The following is a 17,704-nucleotide window of genomic DNA, read 5'->3' as shown; positions in this document are numbered from 1 at the left end:
TGCAGGATGGGGGAGTGACCGATTCCGATCCCGACCTCCTGATCGATTTCCGTGACGTCGCCGTGGTTCGCGGTGGTGAGACCCTCGTCGGACCGCTGTCCTGGCAAGTGGAACTGGACGAACGATGGGTGATCATCGGGCCCAACGGAGCGGGCAAGACGACGCTGATCCGGCTGGCCGGTGCAGAGATCCATCCGACCTCGGGTACCGCCTTCGTGCTCAACGAGAAACTCGGTCGGGTCGAGATCCGTGAACTGTCGACCCGGATCGGTGTCTCCAGCCCGTCGCTGGTCGATCGGGTGCCGCCGGAGGAGATCGTGAGCGATGTCGTGATCTCCGCGGGCTACGCGGTTCTCGGTCGCTGGCGGGAGAGCTACGACGCGATGGACCGCGCGCAGGCCGTCGAGTCGCTGGAATCGATGGGTGCCGAGCACCTCGCGGATCGTCGCTTCGGCACGCTGTCCGAAGGCGAGCGCAAGCGCGTCGTGATCGCCCGCGCACTGATGACCGATCCCGAACTGTTGCTGCTCGACGAGCCCGCCGCCGGCCTCGACCTCGGCGGTCGTGAAGAACTCGTCGACCGACTCGCACGTCTCGCGGCCGATCCGGACGCACCGGCCATCGTGCTGATCACCCACCATGTCGAGGAGATCCCGGAGGGTTTCACGCACGCTCTCATCCTGTCCGAGGGCGGAGTGGTGGCGCAGGGACTGCTCGATGAGGTACTCACCAGTGAGAACCTGACCGCTGCCTTCCGGCAGCAGATCGTTCTGGACAAGGTCGACGGTCGGTACTTCGCACGGCGCCGACGCCGTGCGGGTGGCCATCGACGGGCAGCAGGAGGTAGTTAGATGACGTCGACCCAGTCAGGCCCAGAGGTCGTGTCCGCGCCGTTGCGCGACGCGGCGACCGTCGTTCTCGTCCGCGATGCCGCCGACGGCATCGAGGTGTTCCTGCAACGCCGGGTGAAGCAGATGGCGTTCGCCGGTGGCATGACGGTCTTCCCCGGTGGTGGCGTCGACAAGCGGGACGCCGACGCGGACCTCGCGTGGACGGGGCCGGACGCGGCGTGGTGGGCAGCCGAGTTCTCCAGCGACGCCGAGGTGGCGCAGGCGCTGGTGTGCGCGGCGGTCCGGGAGACGTTCGAGGAGTGCGGGGTCCTGCTCGCCACGGACACCGATGGCTCGTTCGCGGACCCGTCGGGTCTCGCGGGTGATCGTCAGCGACTGGTCGAGAAGTCGTTGTCCTTCGCCGAGTTCCTGACCGCGCGAGGGCTCACCCTGCGTGCCGACCTGTTGCGTCCGCTCGCGCACTGGATCACCCCGGTCAACGAGAAGCGACGCTACGATACCCGGTTCTTCCTGGCCGCAATGCCCGACGGTCAACAGGCCGACGGCGAGACCACCGAAGCCGACGTCGCCCGCTGGGTGAACGCGCGAGTGGCCATCGACTCGTGGGCCGCAGGCCATCATTTTCTGATGCCGCCGACGTGGTCGCAGCTCCACTACGTCGCCGGTTTCGCCACCGTCGACGAACTGCTGGCGGACGAGCGGGTCATCGAGCCGATCCTGCCGAACGTGACGCCCGGTGCCGGACTCGCCGGCCTCGGTTTCCCCAACTCCGACGAGTATTTCCGGACACTCGGCGATCAGAAGCCGCCGGAGATCACCCTCTGACGAGGGGTGGTCGCAACCCTCTGGTCCGAGAGAACCGTCGATCCTGGCTCGCGCGCACCCGCTTCGTTGCTGACCGACAGACTTCACCTCGACCGATGGACCTCGATCGAAGTCCATCAGTCGAAACGAGGTCTATCGGTCTGTTGCGAGTGCCCTCGTGGCGCGCTCCGCTTGCTCCCGGGGGCCAAGCGTCCGCGCTTCCTACGAATGAGCGAGCGCAGACCCTGTGCTGTCAGGCCGACGGCGCCAGCACCCCGGCGGCTCCGGTGCGTCCGCCGAAGAGCATCAGGATGTCGCGGACCGGCGCCTCGACGACGGGACCCGATCCGACGGCGAAGTCGGTGTCGGTGGCCACGTACCGGCGACCCTGATGATGGCGTCGTGCATGGAACGGGAACCCGGTCTCCCACAAGTACTCCGCCGACGCGCACGCCGCGTCGACGGGCATCGGCCGTTCGATGGCCAGGGGCACGGTCATGTCCTGTCCGTGCACCAGCGAATCGAGCAGCGGTGCCATCGGCGTCGTCCCGATGGGATGGCGCCGCGATCCGACCATGCCGCGGAGTGCCGTGGCGGCGTCCGCGGCCGATGAACGGTCGCGCAGGGCGAGTTCGCGGATCATCGTGTTGAAGCGGAATCCGTACCTGCATGCGGCGAGAATCGCTCGCGGCGCCGAGGTGTGCGAGTGCGTCAGGTGAACCGCGACGTCGCGCACCGTCCACCCGTCGCAGAGTGACGGTGTGGCGAGTTGAGACGGAGTGAAACCCTCGATCAGTGCGGCGAGTTCGAGCCGCTGTCGGTCGATGTGCTGCCAGATCAGGTCGATCTCCATGACCCCTCCCCAGAACATTGGTCAGGTTCCCTGACAACTTTAGTCAGCTTCCCGTACTAAAGTCAACGGTGTGCCCGAGGAGCAGCCGAACATCGCCGTCCTGATGTATGTCGCACACCGCGCGACCGAACGCCGGGTGGTGGCGCGTATCGCCGAGGAAGGCGCCTCGGACATCACCCCGGCCCAGTCGCGGATTCTCCAGCGCCTGGCCCCGGAGCCGATGCGGCTGACCGAGCTGGCCGAACAGGCGGGCGTGACGAAGCAGACGGCAGGCGGCATTGTCGATCAGCTCGAGGCGGCCGGGTACCTCACGCGAGTGTCGGACCCATCGGACCGACGTGCCCGGCTCGTCACGCTGAGCGATAGGGGAGTCGCTCTGTGCGAGGTCGCGGCCTGCGAGGTCGACGCACAGGAACAGGAGTGGCGCGCGCATCTCGGTGCGGACCAGTTCGCTGCCCTGGAGAAGGCGCTGCGATCACTGCGCGAGATCACCGATCCATATCGATGATCTCGGCCTCCTCGCCGCCGGCATCGTCATCGCCGATGTCGTCGCGATCGGCCCAGTCGATGAGGGTGTCGAGCCGGTGGGCGACGTCGTCGATCTCGGCATGCAGGTCGCCGAGCTGGGCGAAGCGCTCGGGGACCGTCGCGATGGTGAAGTCGTCGGGTTCGATGTCGTCGATCTCGTCCCATGTCACCGGCGTCGACACCGTGGCACGCTGATTACCCCGCACGGAGTACGCCGAGGCCATCGTGTGATCTCGGGTGTTCTGGTTGTAGTCGACGAAAACCGCCGCCGGGTCGCGATCCTTGCGCCACCAGGTGGTGGTCACATCGTCGGGCGCGCGGCGCTCCACCTCGCGGGCGAACGCCAGCGCGGCGCGACGCACCTGCGGGAAGCCCCACTCGGGTGCGATGCGCACGTAGATGTGCAGGCCGCGGCCGCCGGACGTCTTCGGGAACCCGCGCATACCCAGTTCGTCGAGAACCTCCTCGACGACGTGCGCCACCCGCCGGGTGCGGTCGAACGAGCAGTCGGGCATCGGATCGAGATCGATGCGCCATTCATCGGGCGACTCGGGATCGGCGCGGCGGGAGTTCCACGGATGGAACTCGACCGTCGACATCTGGACCGCCCAGACGACCGACGCCAGCTCGGTGACGCACAGTTCGTCGGCAGTGCGACCGTAGCGAGGGAAGTAGATCTCGGTGGTCTCCAGCCAGTCCGGTGCCCCCGCGGGGACACGTTTCTGGTGGACCTTGTTGCCGCTGATCCCCTTGGGAAACCGGTGCAGCATGCAGGGACGGTCTCGGAGTGCGCGGACGATGCCGTCGCCCACCGACATGTAGTAGTCGACGAGATCCCGTTTCGTCTCGCCGCGTTCGGTGAAGTACACGCGGTCCGGACTCGACAGCCGGACGGTGCGGCCGCCGACCTCGAGCTCGATGGGGTCACCTGCGGAACCCGACGTTTTCGCCATGACCGCCACTTTATGGCGCTCCGCGGCCTCGGGGCGGCGTCTGCGGGCTGCGGCGCCGGGCGGACTTACCAACCGGTAGCCTTCGACCATGCCTGAGTTCGTGACCCTCGAATGCTCCGACGAGCATCCCGGTGTCGGCACCATCCTGCTGCAGCGACCGCCGATGAACGCGCTGAGCCGCCAGGTCCAGGCAGAACTGGCGGCCGCTGCCGAGGAGGCGACGCTGCGCGACGACATCAAGGCCGTCGTCGTCTACGGCGGACCGAAGGTCCTCGCCGCCGGCGCCGACATCAAGGAGATGCGGGACATCGGGTACGCCGAGATGAGCAAGGTCGCCGGCCGGTTGCAGCGCGACCTCGGAGCCATCGCCGAGATCCCCAAACCCACCGTCGCGGCCATCACCGGCTACGCACTCGGCGGTGGCCTCGAAGTCGCGCTGGGCGCCGACCGGCGGATCGCCGGTGACAACGCCAAGCTCGGGCTGCCCGAGGTGCTCCTCGGTCTGATCCCCGGCGGCGGCGGCACCCAGCGGCTCGCGCGCCTCATCGGTCCGTCCAAGGCCAAGGACCTCATGTTCACCGGGCGGTTCGTCGGCGCCGAGGAAGCCCTGGCCATCGGGCTCGTCGACGAGGTCGTCGCCCCCGACGATGTCTACGACGCGGCGCTGGCGTGGGCGGGACAGTTCACCGGCGCCGCGTCGGTGGCTCTCGCCGCCGTCAAGAAGGCCGTCGATCAGGGACTCGGGGTCGACCTCGACACCGGTCTCAAGATCGAAGAACAACTGTTCTCCGCCTTGTTCGCCACCGAGGACCGCGCCATCGGCATGGCGTCGTTCGTCGAGAACGGCCCCGGCAAGGCGACATTCGTCGGCCACTGACCCGACGCACCGACCATTCCACACCCACTCACGCGACAGGAAGCGATCATGACCACCGACGCGACACCCGGTATCGACCCGGCGCCGAACCCACACGCGACCGAGGAGCAGGTCAAGGCCGCGCTCACCGACACCAAACTCGCGCAGGTCCTCTACCACGACTGGGAAGCGGAGACCTACGACGAGAAGTGGTCGATCAGCTTCGACGAGCGCTGCATCGACTACGCGCGGGGTCGGTTCGACGCGGTCGCGACCGACGAGTCGCTGCCGTACGGTCGGGCGATGGAACTCGGTTGCGGCACAGGGTTCTTCCTGCTGAACCTGATGCAGTCGGGAGTGGCGGAGAAGGGTTCGGTCACCGACCTGTCGCCGGGCATGGTGAAGGTCGCGTTGCGCAACGCCGAGAACCTCGGCCTCGACGTCGACGGCCGGGTCGCCGACGCCGAGAAGATCCCGTACGAGGACAACACCTTCGACCTCGTCGTAGGACATGCTGTGCTGCACCACATCCCGGATGTCGAGCAGGCGCTGCGCGAGGTCCTACGGGTTCTGAAGCCGGGCGGTCGCTTCATCTTCGCCGGCGAACCGTCGACGATCGGTGACTTCTACGCCCGCTGGATGAGCCGCGCGACGTGGTTCGCGACGACCAACATCACCAAGTTCGGCCCGCTCCAGGGGTGGCGTCGACCCCAGGAAGAACTCGACGAGTCCTCCCGCGCGGCAGCGTTGGAAGCGGTCGTCGACATCCACACCTTCGATCCGGACGAACTCGCCGGGATCGCCCGCGCCGCCGGCGCGCACAAGGTGGACACCGCCACCGAGGAGCTGGCCGCCGCGATGCTCGGCTGGCCGGTCCGCACCTTCGAGGCCGCGGTGCCGCCGGAGAAGCTGGGGTGGGGTTGGGCGCGCTTCGCCTTCGGCGGCTGGAAGCGCCTCACCTGGCTCGACGAGAACGTGCTGCGGAAGGTCGTGCCGCCGAAGTTCTTCTACAACGTCGTGGTGACGGGCACCAAGCCGCAGTAGGCGGCTCTCGTCAGACCCGCCCGGCTCGGGCGAGTGGCCCGGCGAGCCAGGCGTCGACCTCGGCCTGAGTTCGCAGCCGCACGATCGGCAGGTCGGGATGGGTGTCGCGGAGCCGGGGCACCGAGTCCGCATACGCGTGCCGGTGGCTCACCGACCATCGGACGATGTGTTCGGGGTCGGTGAGGATGGTCCTCATCGGCGGCTCGATGTTGCCGTTCCACAGCACTTCCCGGCGGACTCGACGGCGGATCGTGCGGCGGACGACGCGGGGGAACGTCGTCGTCCAGTACGGCAGGTCGAGCCAGACCAGGATGTCGGCGTTCTCGGCGATCAGTGGTCGGGCGTCGTGGTACTGCCATTCGGTCACCCATGCGCCCTTGTCGATGAACGTGCGTACATCGGACAGGAATTCGGGCCTGGGGGTCCAACCGGGGCCGTGGTGCAACGCGTCGATCTCGACGTGCGGGGCGTCGACGATTGCGGCGATCCGACGTGCGGTGGTCGTCTTGCCCACCCCGGAGACCCCCGCCACCGCGATCCGACGCGGCAGATGCGGCAGGTCGTCGTGGACATTCACATCGCCATCGTCGCAGATGTGTCGGACGTGACCCCCGATGGTGGTGTCCGCCGTCGACAAGCGCCGACGACGGTAGCCTGCAAGCATCATGGGCTACTCCTTCAGTCTCGACGACGTCGCGTTCCTGCGGTCGCGGCACGGTGAGAAGGCACTGCAGACGGTGTCCGGTCTGGAGCTCTCGGCGTCGTCGATGATCGCCGACGTCCCCGAGGTCCGCAGCAGGTACTCACCCCACGACGCCGCACTGATCGAAACCGTCCGGTGCCGACGCCGTGCTGCCGCCAAGCTGTGGGCACCGGATGATCTGCTCCTCGACGACGCCGCGCTCCAACAGGCGACGGCGTCGGCGGTGGCGGCCGACCGGACCGCCGAGGTCGCCGCACGGTTCCCGGGCGCGGTGGTACACGATGTCACCTGCTCCATCGGCGCCGAACTACGGGAGTTGGTGCGCAGCAGTGACATTGCTGGTGTGATCGGCAGTGACCTCGACGAGGTCCGGCTCGCGATGGCTCGGCACAACGTCCCGGGGGCGACGCTCCTCAACGCGGACGCGCTCACCCCGACCTCGACCGCCGATGTGGTTCTCGCCGACCCTGCTCGACGCTCGGAGGCCGGCCGGGTCTTCCGGCTCGACCAGCTCACACCACCGCTGCTCGAGCTGATGACCACCTATGCCGGGCGCGTCCTGATCGTGAAATGCGCACCCGGCCTGGACCATATGATGCTGCGGAACAGATTCGGATTCGACGGTCAGGTCCAGATCACGTCTCTCGACGGCGGCGTGCGGGAAGCGTGCCTGTGGTCGGGACCCGGCGTGGAACCGGGACGTCGCGCGACGGTGCTGCGTACACACGGCGGGACCGTGACCCGCTTCGAGGTGACCGACGGGGAATCCGACGACGTCGATGCCGGCGACGCGGGGGAGTGGATCGTGGACCCGGACGGCGCCATCGTGCGCGCCGGGCTCGTCCGGCACTATGCGCACCGCTTCGGGCTCTGGCAGCTCGACCCCCAGATCGCCTACCTCACCGGTCATTCCGTACCCGACGGAGCGCGCGGGTTCCGGGTCGTCGAGCAGACCGGTGTCACCGAGAAGGCGCTGCGCAAGGCGCTCGCGGCGCACGATTGCGGTCCGCTCGAGATCTTGGTCCGCGGACTCGACGTCGATCCTGACCGGTTGCGAAAGAAGCTCAAGCTCAAGGGTTCACGACCGATGTCGGTGGTGCTGACGCGGATCGGGCGCAGAGGTGTCGCCTTCGTCTGCGAGCCCGGAGTCCGTTTCTGATCAGCTCCGCACCCTGCAGCAGGACTATCCGATCGCGGCGGCGCTGTCGAAGAAGTACACCTCACCGAGGTTGGTGGCGGTGGCGATCTGGCCGGAGTAGGAGACCGAGACCCCGGTCGCGAAACCCGCCGAATTCGGCAGTGCCAGAGTGCGTTTCGTCGTGCCGTCGGTGGTGGAGACCTCGACCAGCGACAGCGTGTCCTTGCCGGGATCGCGCACCACGGTCCACGCCGTCTGCTGCTGCGTCAGCGCCGAGAGGCTGACGGTGGCCAGATCCTTACGCTGCCAGACCTGTTCGGCGCGGTCCCCGCGATCGCGAAGCAACGTCAGCGGAGCTCCGAGTGAACCGGTCGGGATGATCAGACCATCGGGTGAGACGGTCATCGTGGCGAAACCATGACCGCCGATGTCCTGCGTCCACCTGGTCGATCCGTCCTCGGTGTCGAGGGCGACGATCTTGCCGTCGCGTGAGAACGCGTAGAGCGTCGCTCCGTCAGCCGAGAGGGTGGGCGTGCCGACGACACCGGTGGGGATGTCGGCCTCCCACGCGGTGCGTACCTCGCGGGCACCGCCCACCTCGCCGTACTTCATCGCACGGATCTGCGACGTGGCTGCATCCGCGGGAAAGAAGTTGAGGTAGAAGCGTTCCCGGCCGGTGTCGACCGCCGCCGGTGCGGGAATCGCGCACTGCGGGCCGTTGCGCACGCAGTCCCCGAAACCGCGCAGCGGCTGCGCGGGATCGGCATCGTCGCGCAACCGGACCTCCGGCGCGACGAGCTCGTTGCGCTGGGAGTCGACGAGCAGGATCTGACCCTGTGTGGTGGCGATCAGCACGACGCTCGGTGCCGCGAACTTCGCCGACAGCGGCACTCCGATGACCCCGGCACGCCATCGGATCGCCCCACCGGCGTTGTACGCCAGGAAGGTGGTCTCCTCGCCGAGGTACGGCTGGTCGTACTGGTCGACGAGCATCGCGTTGATCTCGACTCCCGGACGCATGTCCTTGCAGAAGTTCTTTCGTCCCGACTGTCCGTCGAGGACCAGGACGTTGCACCCTTCGGCCGCATTCGAGGTGACGCCCACGTTCCCCTTGCCGGAGACAGTGACCGGCGCCGTGACGGGTCCGCCCGTGGGGCGCGTCCAGCTCAGGGTCAGGTCATCGGGTACGTCGGCGTAGGCGAAGTTGCCGTTGCCCGGCGCGCCGCCGTAGCTGGGCCAACCCACACTCGGGACCGAGCGGACGTCGATGTGACCGTCCGAGCACGCAGCGAGGGCAAGCGAGCACACGGCCGTGAGGATGACGAGCAGGCGGGTCAGCGCAGATCGGCGGTGTCGGGACACCTGCGGTCGTGCCAAGGCCATCCTGCTCCTCTTGATCGTGTCCGCGCGCGGGGTGCGCGATCGAAAACGGCACGGGGGCGTGCCAGCAGTGAGCCTATCGTGCGCCGAAATCGCGTCGATTAGGGTTTCTCGTCATGACCACCATGTGGAACGCCTCGTACCGGTCCCGCCGGCGCGCGGGCCGCCGCCGTGACCCCGAGCAGGCGCGTTTCCTCACTCTCGACTCCCTGCGCTGGGTGAAACGCAATCGCGCCTACACCCCGTGGTACCTCGTGCGTTACTACCGGCTGGCGCGGTTTCGCATGGCCAACCCGCACATCGTGCTGCGCGGCATGGTGTTCCTCGGACGCAATGTGGAGATCCACGCGACGCCCGAGCTGGCCCGCATGGAGATCGGCCGATGGGTCCACATCGGTGACGGCAACTCCATCCGGTGCCACGAGGGCAGCCTCCGCATCGGCGACAAGACCGTGTTCGGCTGCAACAACGTGGTCAACTCCTATCTCGACCTCGAGATCGGCGGGTCCACCCTCATCGCCGACTGGTGCTACATCTGCGACTTCGACCACAAGATGGACGACATCACGCTGCCCATCAAGGACCAGGGCATCGTGAAGGGTCCGGTCCGCATCGGCCCGGACACCTGGGTCGCCGCAAAGGTCTCGGTGCTGCGCAACACCATCGTCGGCCGCGGTTGCGTGCTCGGCTCGCATGCCGTCGTCAAGGGAACGATCCCCGACTATTCGATCGCGGTGGGGGCACCCGCCCGTGTGGTGAAGAACCGCATGGACGACTGGGCATCGAACGCCGCCGAGCGGGCCGAACTCGAGCGTGCGCTCGCCGACATCGAACGCAAGAAGGCAGCAGCGGAGCGGGGGGAGTAGCTCAGGGTTGTCCCGGGTCACGCTCCGGAAGCGGGCGAACAGGGATGTCGGGACGGCCGACGGGGTGGCGCACCCGACGCTTCGCCGCCAGATGCACGCTTGCGGTGCGTTCGGCAACCTCCGCCCACGAGAACTCCGCGGTGAGACGGGCCCGGGCGCGCCGCGCTCGCTGAGCGGCGGCGCCCGGGTCAGACAGGGTGGCACGTACGGCGGCCGCCAGTCCCGCGACATCGGCGGGTGCGAACGACAGTCCGGTGTCGGGTTCCTGCACGGCCTCGCCCAGCCCGCCCGCCGTCGACACGATCAGCGGTGCCCCCGTGGCGGCAGCCTCCAGTGCCACGATGCCGAAGGGCTCGTAGCGGCTGGGTAGGACGATGGCGTCGCATCGGTGCATGAGGGTCACGAGTTGATCGTGGTCGACCGCGCCGATGAAGTTCACCGATCTCGTCACGCGGTGTCTGCGGGCCTGTTCCATCAGCCAGTCGCGTTGCGTCCCGTCGCCGGCGACGGTCAGTGTCGTCCCCGGGTGACTGCGACGGATACGCGGCAGCGCGGCCAGCAGATCCTGCACGCCCTTCTCGTACTCCAGGCGCCCGGCGAACAACAGTTCCGGCGGCCCGTTCGTGTGCGAACGTTCCGCGAACGGCCATGTCCGGATGTCGATTCCGTTGTGGATCACCGAGATGTCGGCGGCCTCGTAGCCGAACAGCCGGTGCACCTCGTCGCGCATGGATGCCGAACACGTGATGAGCGCATCGGATTCGGACACCAGCCACCACTCGACCGAATGCACCTGCCGATTGATCCGACCGCTGACCCAGCCGCTGTGCCGGCCCGCCTCGGTCGCGTGGATGGTGGACACCAGAGGGACGTCGAACAACTCGGCCAGTGCGATCGCCGGATGGGCGACCAGCCAGTCATGCGCGTGCACGACATCCGGAATCCACTGTCCGCCAGACCCGCTCGCCTCGATTCCGGCGAGGATTCGCGCGCCTGCACGAATGAACGCGTGCCCCATGGCCAGCGTCCACGTCATCATGTCCTGGGCGAAGTCGAATTCCGGCGGGTCCTCGGCGACCGCCAGGATGCGCACCCCCTCGACGACGGTGTCGGTGGTCGGATGTGTGACCGCGTCGGTACCCGAGGGGCGGCGCGTCAGCACCGTCACGTCGTGGCCGGCCGCCGCCATCTCGGTGGCGAGATGGTGCACGTGCCTCCCGAGTCCGCCCACCACGACCGGTGGATACTCCCACGACACGAACAACACCCTCATCCGATGCCCCCCTCGGCATTTCCGATCGCGCGCAGCCGACGCGCGTCGAGTGCGGGGAAGAGATTGTCCGCGCGAGACCAGCTTTCGGCGAGGGTCGCGGCCGCGTCGTCGCGTCCACGCATCGCCGCGTCGCTGATCTCGCGAGTGGCGTGCGCGTGGGTGTGGGCGCGGGACACGGCGTATTCGGCCGCGGTGTCCTTCGAGACCATGAACGGCCAGTCCGAGGACACCGTGAGCAGCGTCTCCCGCACGATCTGATCGGCGACACGGCTACGGCCCCGCCGCCGGTCGAGCAGTTTGGCGACCGCGTCGAGCGCGGTGTCGGTGACCTCGGTGTTGAGGTCCACCAGATGGCGGACGGCGGGACCGTTCCACACCCGCCAGTCCTTGCCCGATCCCCACGACGACGCCGGTAGGTCCACGGGACTGCCCACCAAGCCCGATCGTGTTGCGCCCGCGAGTGTTCCGACATTCACCCCGACCTCGGGCAGCCGCCGCAGCACGCGCTCCAACCAGACCGGCCCCTCGTGCCACCAGTGCCCGAACAGCTCGGTGTCGAAGGCCGCGACGACCAGTGCCGGACGCCCGATCCGCGCGGACTCGTCGACCAGTCGCTGCCGTACATGGGCGACGAAGTCCTCGACGTGGCGGTCGATGACGGCATCGACGCGCGCCGGATCGTAGGGCTTCTTCTCCTCACCCGGGACCGCGCGACCCGTCACGCGGAAGCGTTTGAGCCCCGACACGTGGTCGTAGGTGTGAAAATCGCGGTAGGCGGCGTGACCGGGATAGCCCGACTTCGGCGACCAGACCCGGTAGCTGACCTGTAGGTCGCGACCGTAGGCGATGACGTCGCTGTCGGCCACGGGCCGGCCGAGCGCGGTGTCGCCGTGCAGGGTCGGGCCGTCGACCATGAAATGGCGGACACCCGCGCGGTCGTATTCCGTCTCCATACCCGGCGCGAACGCGCATTCGGGCGCCCAGATACCTGCGGGGTCGAAGCCCCACCGTGCGTGCGCGTCCGCAAGACCTTCGGTCAGCGAGAACTGCCGCAGGCGCTGGTCGAGCAGCGGCGCGAACGGATGCGCGAGCGGACCGCCCAGGATCTCGACGACGCCGCTCGTGGCGAGACCGCGGATCAACGGGGAGCCACCGTGACGCCAGCGGGTCTCGAAGGTCTCCAGTGCCCGCCCGGCGTCGAGGAATTCGCGGCGACCGGCCTCCGCGCGGTCGGCGTCGCGACTCATCGCGGCCTCGGTCGCGCGGAGCTGCCAGTCGGCGAGCCACTCGTACATCGACGAGGTGCAGTGCGGGTCGTCGAGCTGCGCGGCGAGCACCGGTGTCAGACCCAGGCTCACCTGATCGGTGTAGCCGTCGGCCGCGAGTCGCCCGAACACGTCGAACAGCGGGAGATACGACGACGCCCACGACTGATAGAGCCATTCCTCACCCACCGGCCACCGTCCGTGGTTGGCGAGCCACGGCAGGTGCGAGTGCAGGACCAGGGTGAACTGACCGGGGACCGCGGTGGTGCTGATCGTCATCGGTCAGGCCCGGGTCGCGACGGCGAACAGATCGAGCGACTCGTCGATGTCGGCCTCGTGCGAGCCGACGACGTCGAAGTCCGCGGCGGTCACGCCCGCGACATCGTTCGCGAGGCCCTTCGGCCACGGCTCGCCGGCGAGGGCGCGCTCGATCTGGGCGTCGATGAGCGAGCCACCCCAGGTGGCGTCGAGCGCTTTGAGCCGGGACCCGTGCACGACACCGAGCATCGCCTCGACCTCGAATCCACCGTCGACGAGCAAGGCGGTGAGCTCGGCGGCGTCGAGCTCCCGGGTGTGGAACGGGTTGAGCGGGGTGTCGCGGCCGGGGGAGAAGGTGATCCGGTTGGGGGTGGAGATCAGGAGCCGGCCGCCCGGGCGCAGGACGCGCCGGCACTCGGCGATGAACCGCGGCTGATCCCACAGGTGCTCGATCACCTGGAAATTCACCACGACGTCGACCGACGCGGCATCCAGCGGCAGGTCGACGAGATTGCCCTGGTGGACGACGAGCCCCGGGTAACGGCGCCTCGTGTGCTCGACCGCGGCGGTGTCGTAGTCGACGCAGATCACCGACGACGCCCCGGCGTCGGCGATCATCGCGGCCCCGTACCCCTCGCCGGAGCCGGCCTCGAGCACGTCCAGGCCGGCGCAGTCCGCGGCGATGTGCCGGTAGGCGATCTCGTGGCGTCGAAACCAGTAGTTCTCTGCGGGTATCCCGGGAACCGTCCGCTCGCCGGTGAGGGCGAGCTGCTGGTCGATGTCGAGCGCCTCGAAACCGCCGGTACCGGTCCCGACCGGTCCCTGGGTACGCGGGGACCCGAGGTCTGCGTCAGTCATCTGACAGAGCGTAGGGCATGGGTTCGGGCCTCCTGGGGCGGTCGCACCGACCGAGCGAACGGTCGAGCGCATTGTGTGAGGTAGTCGATGTTTAGTGAGAGGATAGGAGACGCTAAAGTGGTGGGGACCCATGGCCTTACCCGCCGGTAAGTTGCCGAACCCGATGCAGGAGGTCGACGAAGACCCATGACAAACATTGTCGTACTGATCAAGCAGGTTCCCGACACGTGGTCCGAGCGCAAGTTGTCCGACGACGACTACACCCTGGACCGTGAGGCCGCCGACGCCGTCCTGGACGAGATCAACGAGCGTGCCGTCGAGGAAGCGCTGAAGATCAAGGAGGCCGATGGGGGCGAGGTCACCATCCTGACGGCGGGGCCCGAGCGCGCCACCGATGCCATCCGCAAGGCATTGTCGATGGGCGCGGACAAGGCGATCCACATCAAGGACGACCTCATGCACGGCTCGGACGCGGTCCAGACCGCCTACGTGCTGGCCCGCGCGCTCGGCACGGTCGAGGGCGTCGAGCTGGTCATCGCCGGCAACGAGGCCACCGACGGTCGCGTCGGTGCCATCCCCGCGATGATCGCCGAGTACCTCGAACTCCCGCACCTCACCCACCTGCGTGCGCTGACCCTCGAGGGCGAGACCCTCAAGGGCGAGCGGGAGACCGACGACGGCATCTTCCACGTCGAGGCCACCCTGCCGGCCATCGTGAGCGTCAACGAGAAGATCAACGAGCCGCGCTTCCCGTCCTTCAAGGGCATCATGGCCGCGAAGAAGAAGGAAGTCACCGTCCTCACCCTCGCCGAGATCGACGTCGAGGCGAGCGATGTGGGCCTGGAGAACGCGGGGTCGGTCGTGACCGCGTCCAAGCCGAAGCCGCCGAAGACCGCGGGCGAGCGCGTCACCGACGAAGGCGACGGCGGCACCAAGGTCGCCGAATACCTGGTCGGCCAGAAGATCATCTGATCTCCCGACGCAGACCACCGGCGAACCCCCAGACATTCAGGAGAAAACCACCATGTCAGAAGTACTCGTGCTCGTGGAGCAGGACGCCGAAGGCGCCCTGAAGAAGGTCACCAGCGAGCTCATCACCGCCGCCCGCGCGCTCGGTACCCCGTCGGCAGTCGTCGTCGGCAAGCCCGGCTCGGCCGACGGCATCGTCGACGGACTCAAGGAAGCCGGCGCGGAGAAGATCTACGTCGCCGAGTCCGACGACGCGGCCGGCTACCTGATCACCCCGCAGGTCGACGTCCTGGCCTCGATCGCCGAGTCGGCGTCCCCGGCCGGAATCCTGGTCGCGGCGACCGCGGACGGCAAGGAGATCGCCGGCCGTCTGGCCGTACGTCTCGGGTCCGGCGTGCTCGCCGACATCGTCGACGTCCAGGAGGGTGGCGTGGGCATCCACTCCATCTTCGGTGGCGCCTTCACCGTCGACGCGCAGGCCAAGGGTGAGGTCCCGGTCTTCTCGGTCCGCCCGGGTGGCGTCGAGGCCGCTCCGCAGGCCGGTGCCGGCGAGCGTGTCGACGTCGAGGTCCCCGCACAGGGCGAGGGCGCGGTGAAGATCACCAAGGTCGAGCCGAACGTCGGCGGCGACCGTCCGGAGCTCACCGAGGCGTCGATCGTCGTCTCGGGTGGCCGTGGTGTCGGCAGCGCCGACAAGTTCTCGGTCGTCGAGGAACTCGCCGACGTGCTCGGCGCGGCTGTCGGTGCGTCGCGTGCGGCAGTCGACTCCGGTTACTACCCGGGCCAGTTCCAGGTCGGTCAGACCGGTAAGACCGTGTCGCCGCAGCTCTATGTCGCCCTCGGTATCTCGGGCGCCATCCAGCACCGCGCCGGCATGCAGACCTCGAAGACCATCGTGGCCGTCAACAAGGACGAAGAGGCCCCGATCTTCGAGATCGCCGACTACGGCATCGTTGGCGACCTGTTCAACGTCGCCCCGCAGCTGACCGAAGAGGTCAAGAAGCGCAAGTGATCACCGGCTGATCACCGAGCTCGACCCGATGGCCCCCGACTCGTCGTCGGGGGCCATCGTGCGTTCCTGGGCGAACCCTGTTCACCCAACCCGCACCGACACGACACGCTGCGGTGGCCCCGTCGATGCCCGCCCTGGCTTTCATTCGAGACATGAACGCCATGCAGTCCTCCGTCCGCACCGATCATGTCGCGCGCGCCCGGTTCTCGCGGGCCGTACCGACCACCCTGTTGTCCGCGGGACCAGTGCGCGTCCTCGTGTCCGACGACCCCGCCGACATCGTCGCGGCGCAACGGTTGCGCTACGACGTCTTCGCCGCCGAACCCGGGTTCTCCAACCGCATCGGTGACGCCGCCACCGGCCGCGACGCCGACCGCTTCGACGCGTTCTGTGAACACCTGATCGTCCGGCACGACGACCACGGGGTCGTCGGGTGCGCCCGCATGTTGTCGCCGGCACGCGCGATCGCTGCCGGCGGGTGGTACTCCGCCACCGAGTTCGATCTTGCAGAGATGAGCGACATCGTCACGGCCACAGTCGAACTGGGCCGCGCGTGTGTGCGCGCGGATCATCGCGACGGGTCGGTCACCGCGCTGATGTGGGCCGCCCTGCTGCAGTACATGGAGGACGCCGATCTCCGGTATCTCATGGGCTGTGTGTCGGTGCCCCTCCACAGCCCGGGGGAGTGGCTACCCGGATCGGCGATGCGTGCACTCCGTGATCGGCTGCGGGCCGAGCATTCCGACCCCCACCGCCGTGCGCACCCGCTCGTCGCCGCCCGGGTCGGCGGACGCCTGCTCGACGACATCGAGCCCGCCGACACGGTGGCGATGCCACCGCTGATGCGCGGCTATCTGCGGCTGGGCGCCCGCGTCTGCGGCGAGCCCGCCGTCGACGACGTCTTCGACGTCGCGGACTTCCTCACGCTGCTCGACCGCGAAGGCGCCAACAAGCGGTACCTCGACCGTCTTCGATCCAGCGCCCGCCGCCTCGGTGGGGCGCGGACCCCCGCGGCCACCCCGGACCCGGGGACCCCGGCGCGATGACCGCCCTGCTGATCGGACCGGTCGCCACCGAACGCGCAGGGGTCCCGACGCGCGCAGGTGTCCCGAATCCCGTCGCCGCTTCGGAACCCAGTGGCACCGGGCAGCGCGGCCGGGTCGCGGAAGCGCACACCTCCCGGCCCCGGCCGCTCGGATGCCGGACCCCGGGCGACGTCGGCCCCCGATCGCACCCGTGGTTCCCCATCAGCACCTGCGGTGACTCGTGTATCGCCCCACGCATGGCGCGGCGACTGACCGCGATCTCGGACGCGACGGTCGTCCTGTGGCGCCTGTTCCGCCTGACCGCGGTCGTGGCCTGGATCGTGTGGGCGGCCTCGACGGCCGGCGTGTCCGCGCGACTGCGCCACCGCCCGCCCCGCGCACTGCGTGGGCCGGCCTCCGCAGCTCTGCTGAGGGCCCTGGGCATCAGCGTCGACGTCGAGGACCTCCGCGGCGATCCGTCCGGTCCGGGACTGGTGGTCGCCAACCACATCTCCTTCCTCGACGTCCTCGCCCTGGCCCTCATCAGTCCGGCCCACGTGGTCGCGAAGTCCGATGTCGTCGCGATGCCGGTGGTCTCATCCCTGGCCCGCCGGTTCGGGGTGATCGCCGTCGACCGCGCCACACTGCGCGGACTGCCGTCGACAGTCGGTGAGGTGGCCGACCGCCTCCACGGGCACACCTCGGTCATCGTGTTCCCCGAGGGCACGACCTACTGCGGACGCACCGGCGGTGCCTTCCGGCCGGCGTTCTTCCAGGCCGCCATCGACGCCGACGTCCCGGTGGTGCCGGTCCGTCTGCGGTTCGTCGGTGTCGACGGGACCACCGCCACGGCGCCGAGCTTCATCGGTGCCGACACCCCGGCGGACACCCTGCGGCGCGTGCTGCGGACTCGCGGGCTGGCCCTCACGATGGTGATCCACCCCGTCGAGTCGCCCGGGCGTGATCGTCGCGAACTGGCGGGACGCTGCGAGCGGGTGGTGGCCGGTCCGGCAACCCCGGACAAAAGTGACATCATCCGTTCTCTCATATAGGTTTCTCCGGTACCGT

General features: G+C 68.6%; 18 protein-coding genes. 11 read left to right on the top strand and 7 right to left on the bottom strand.

Annotated elements, in window-relative coordinates; genetic code table 11:
- Positions 1-14: 14 nt before the first annotated feature.
- On the top strand, positions 15-851 hold the full coding sequence (locus tag ACSUZC_RS15750; protein WP_439029448.1) for an ABC transporter ATP-binding protein: 837 nt from the start codon (positions 15-17) through the stop codon (positions 849-851).
- Positions 852-1,676 (top strand): NUDIX hydrolase, encoded by an 825-nt coding sequence (locus tag ACSUZC_RS15745; protein WP_439029447.1) that lies wholly within the window; start codon positions 852-854, stop codon positions 1,674-1,676.
- Between the two features lie 232 nt (positions 1,677-1,908).
- Here the strand turns inward: ACSUZC_RS15745 and ACSUZC_RS15740 are convergent, their stop codons facing one another.
- On the bottom strand, positions 1,909-2,508 hold the full coding sequence (locus ACSUZC_RS15740) for a maleylpyruvate isomerase family mycothiol-dependent enzyme (protein WP_439029446.1): 600 nt from the start codon (positions 2,506-2,508) through the stop codon (positions 1,909-1,911).
- Between the two features lie 103 nt (positions 2,509-2,611).
- On the opposite strand from ACSUZC_RS15740, the gene ACSUZC_RS15735 reads away from it, so the two are divergent.
- Positions 2,612-3,016, top strand: coding sequence for a MarR family winged helix-turn-helix transcriptional regulator (locus tag ACSUZC_RS15735; protein WP_439033146.1), 405 nt, complete (start codon positions 2,612-2,614; stop codon positions 3,014-3,016).
- Here the strand turns inward: ACSUZC_RS15735 and ligD are convergent.
- The gene (gene ligD / locus ACSUZC_RS15730; protein ID WP_439029445.1) at positions 2,997-3,989 is read right to left on the bottom strand and encodes a non-homologous end-joining DNA ligase; all 993 of its coding nucleotides are present in this window, start codon (positions 3,987-3,989) and stop codon (positions 2,997-2,999) included. The two genes, ACSUZC_RS15735 and ligD, sit on opposite strands and share 20 nt — an antisense overlap.
- A gap of 88 nt (positions 3,990-4,077) precedes the next feature.
- Between ligD and ACSUZC_RS15725 the strand changes: the two genes are divergently transcribed.
- The gene (locus tag ACSUZC_RS15725; protein WP_439029444.1) at positions 4,078-4,866 is read left to right on the top strand and encodes an enoyl-CoA hydratase/isomerase family protein; all 789 of its coding nucleotides are present in this window, start codon (positions 4,078-4,080) and stop codon (positions 4,864-4,866) included.
- A gap of 48 nt (positions 4,867-4,914) precedes the next feature.
- Positions 4,915-5,889, top strand: coding sequence for a class I SAM-dependent methyltransferase (locus tag ACSUZC_RS15720; protein WP_439029443.1), 975 nt, complete (start codon positions 4,915-4,917; stop codon positions 5,887-5,889).
- A gap of 10 nt (positions 5,890-5,899) precedes the next feature.
- Here the strand turns inward: ACSUZC_RS15720 and ACSUZC_RS15715 are convergent, their stop codons facing one another.
- Entirely contained in the window at positions 5,900-6,556 is a 657-nt protein-coding gene (locus ACSUZC_RS15715) for an AAA family ATPase (RefSeq protein WP_439029442.1), read from the bottom strand.
- On the opposite strand from ACSUZC_RS15715, the gene ACSUZC_RS15710 reads away from it, so the two are divergent.
- Positions 6,555-7,751: a THUMP-like domain-containing protein gene (locus ACSUZC_RS15710; protein ID WP_439029441.1), complete on the top strand. Its 1,197-nt coding sequence runs from the start codon at positions 6,555-6,557 to the stop codon at positions 7,749-7,751. The two genes, ACSUZC_RS15715 and ACSUZC_RS15710, sit on opposite strands and share 2 nt — an antisense overlap.
- 24 nt (positions 7,752-7,775) lie before the next feature.
- On the opposite strand, the gene ACSUZC_RS15705 is transcribed toward ACSUZC_RS15710, so the two are convergent.
- On the bottom strand, positions 7,776-9,113 hold the full coding sequence (locus tag ACSUZC_RS15705) for an outer membrane protein assembly factor BamB family protein (protein WP_439029440.1): 1,338 nt from the start codon (positions 9,111-9,113) through the stop codon (positions 7,776-7,778).
- A gap of 113 nt (positions 9,114-9,226) precedes the next feature.
- On the opposite strand from ACSUZC_RS15705, the gene ACSUZC_RS15700 reads away from it, so the two are divergent.
- Positions 9,227-9,976, top strand: a complete 750-nt coding sequence (locus ACSUZC_RS15700; RefSeq protein ID WP_439029439.1) for an acyltransferase — start codon at positions 9,227-9,229, stop codon at positions 9,974-9,976.
- 1 nt (position 9,977) lies between these two features.
- Here ACSUZC_RS15700 and ACSUZC_RS15695 read toward each other — a convergent pair whose 3' ends face one another.
- From ACSUZC_RS15695 to ACSUZC_RS15685, 3 genes are read right to left on the bottom strand one after another with little or no spacing between them, the layout of a single operon-like run.
- Positions 9,978-11,249, bottom strand: coding sequence for a glycosyltransferase family 4 protein (locus ACSUZC_RS15695; RefSeq protein ID WP_439029438.1), 1,272 nt, complete (start codon positions 11,247-11,249; stop codon positions 9,978-9,980).
- Complete coding sequence (locus ACSUZC_RS15690; RefSeq protein WP_439029437.1) at positions 11,246-12,793, bottom strand: 1,4-alpha-glucan branching protein domain-containing protein; 1,548 nt, start codon at positions 12,791-12,793, stop codon at positions 11,246-11,248. Before ACSUZC_RS15690 ends, ACSUZC_RS15695 begins: the two co-directional genes overlap by 4 nt.
- Positions 12,794-12,796: 3 nt before the next feature.
- Positions 12,797-13,630, bottom strand: coding sequence for a class I SAM-dependent methyltransferase (locus ACSUZC_RS15685; RefSeq protein ID WP_439029436.1), 834 nt, complete (start codon positions 13,628-13,630; stop codon positions 12,797-12,799).
- A gap of 186 nt (positions 13,631-13,816) precedes the next feature.
- Between ACSUZC_RS15685 and ACSUZC_RS15680 the strand changes: the two genes are divergently transcribed.
- The 4 genes from ACSUZC_RS15680 to ACSUZC_RS15665 all read left to right on the top strand — a co-directional run bounded on the left by ACSUZC_RS15680 (position 13,817) and on the right by ACSUZC_RS15665 (position 17,688).
- The gene (locus ACSUZC_RS15680) at positions 13,817-14,602 is read left to right on the top strand and encodes an electron transfer flavoprotein subunit beta/FixA family protein (protein ID WP_238420032.1); all 786 of its coding nucleotides are present in this window, start codon (positions 13,817-13,819) and stop codon (positions 14,600-14,602) included.
- Between the two features lie 52 nt (positions 14,603-14,654).
- Entirely contained in the window at positions 14,655-15,611 is a 957-nt protein-coding gene (locus ACSUZC_RS15675; RefSeq protein ID WP_439029435.1) for an electron transfer flavoprotein subunit alpha/FixB family protein, read from the top strand.
- A gap of 125 nt (positions 15,612-15,736) precedes the next feature.
- Positions 15,737-16,657 (top strand): GNAT family N-acetyltransferase, encoded by a 921-nt coding sequence (locus ACSUZC_RS15670; protein ID WP_439029434.1) that lies wholly within the window; start codon positions 15,737-15,739, stop codon positions 16,655-16,657.
- Positions 16,654-17,688: a lysophospholipid acyltransferase family protein gene (locus tag ACSUZC_RS15665; RefSeq protein WP_439029433.1), complete on the top strand. Its 1,035-nt coding sequence runs from the start codon at positions 16,654-16,656 to the stop codon at positions 17,686-17,688. Before ACSUZC_RS15670 ends, ACSUZC_RS15665 begins: the two co-directional genes overlap by 4 nt.
- Positions 17,689-17,704 lie beyond the last annotated feature (16 nt).

The organism is Gordonia terrae, from assembly GCF_051789125.1.
Classification (GTDB): Bacteria; Actinomycetota; Actinomycetes; order Mycobacteriales; family Mycobacteriaceae; genus Gordonia; species Gordonia terrae_A.
This window is presented reverse-complemented; position numbering and strand designations above follow the sequence as displayed.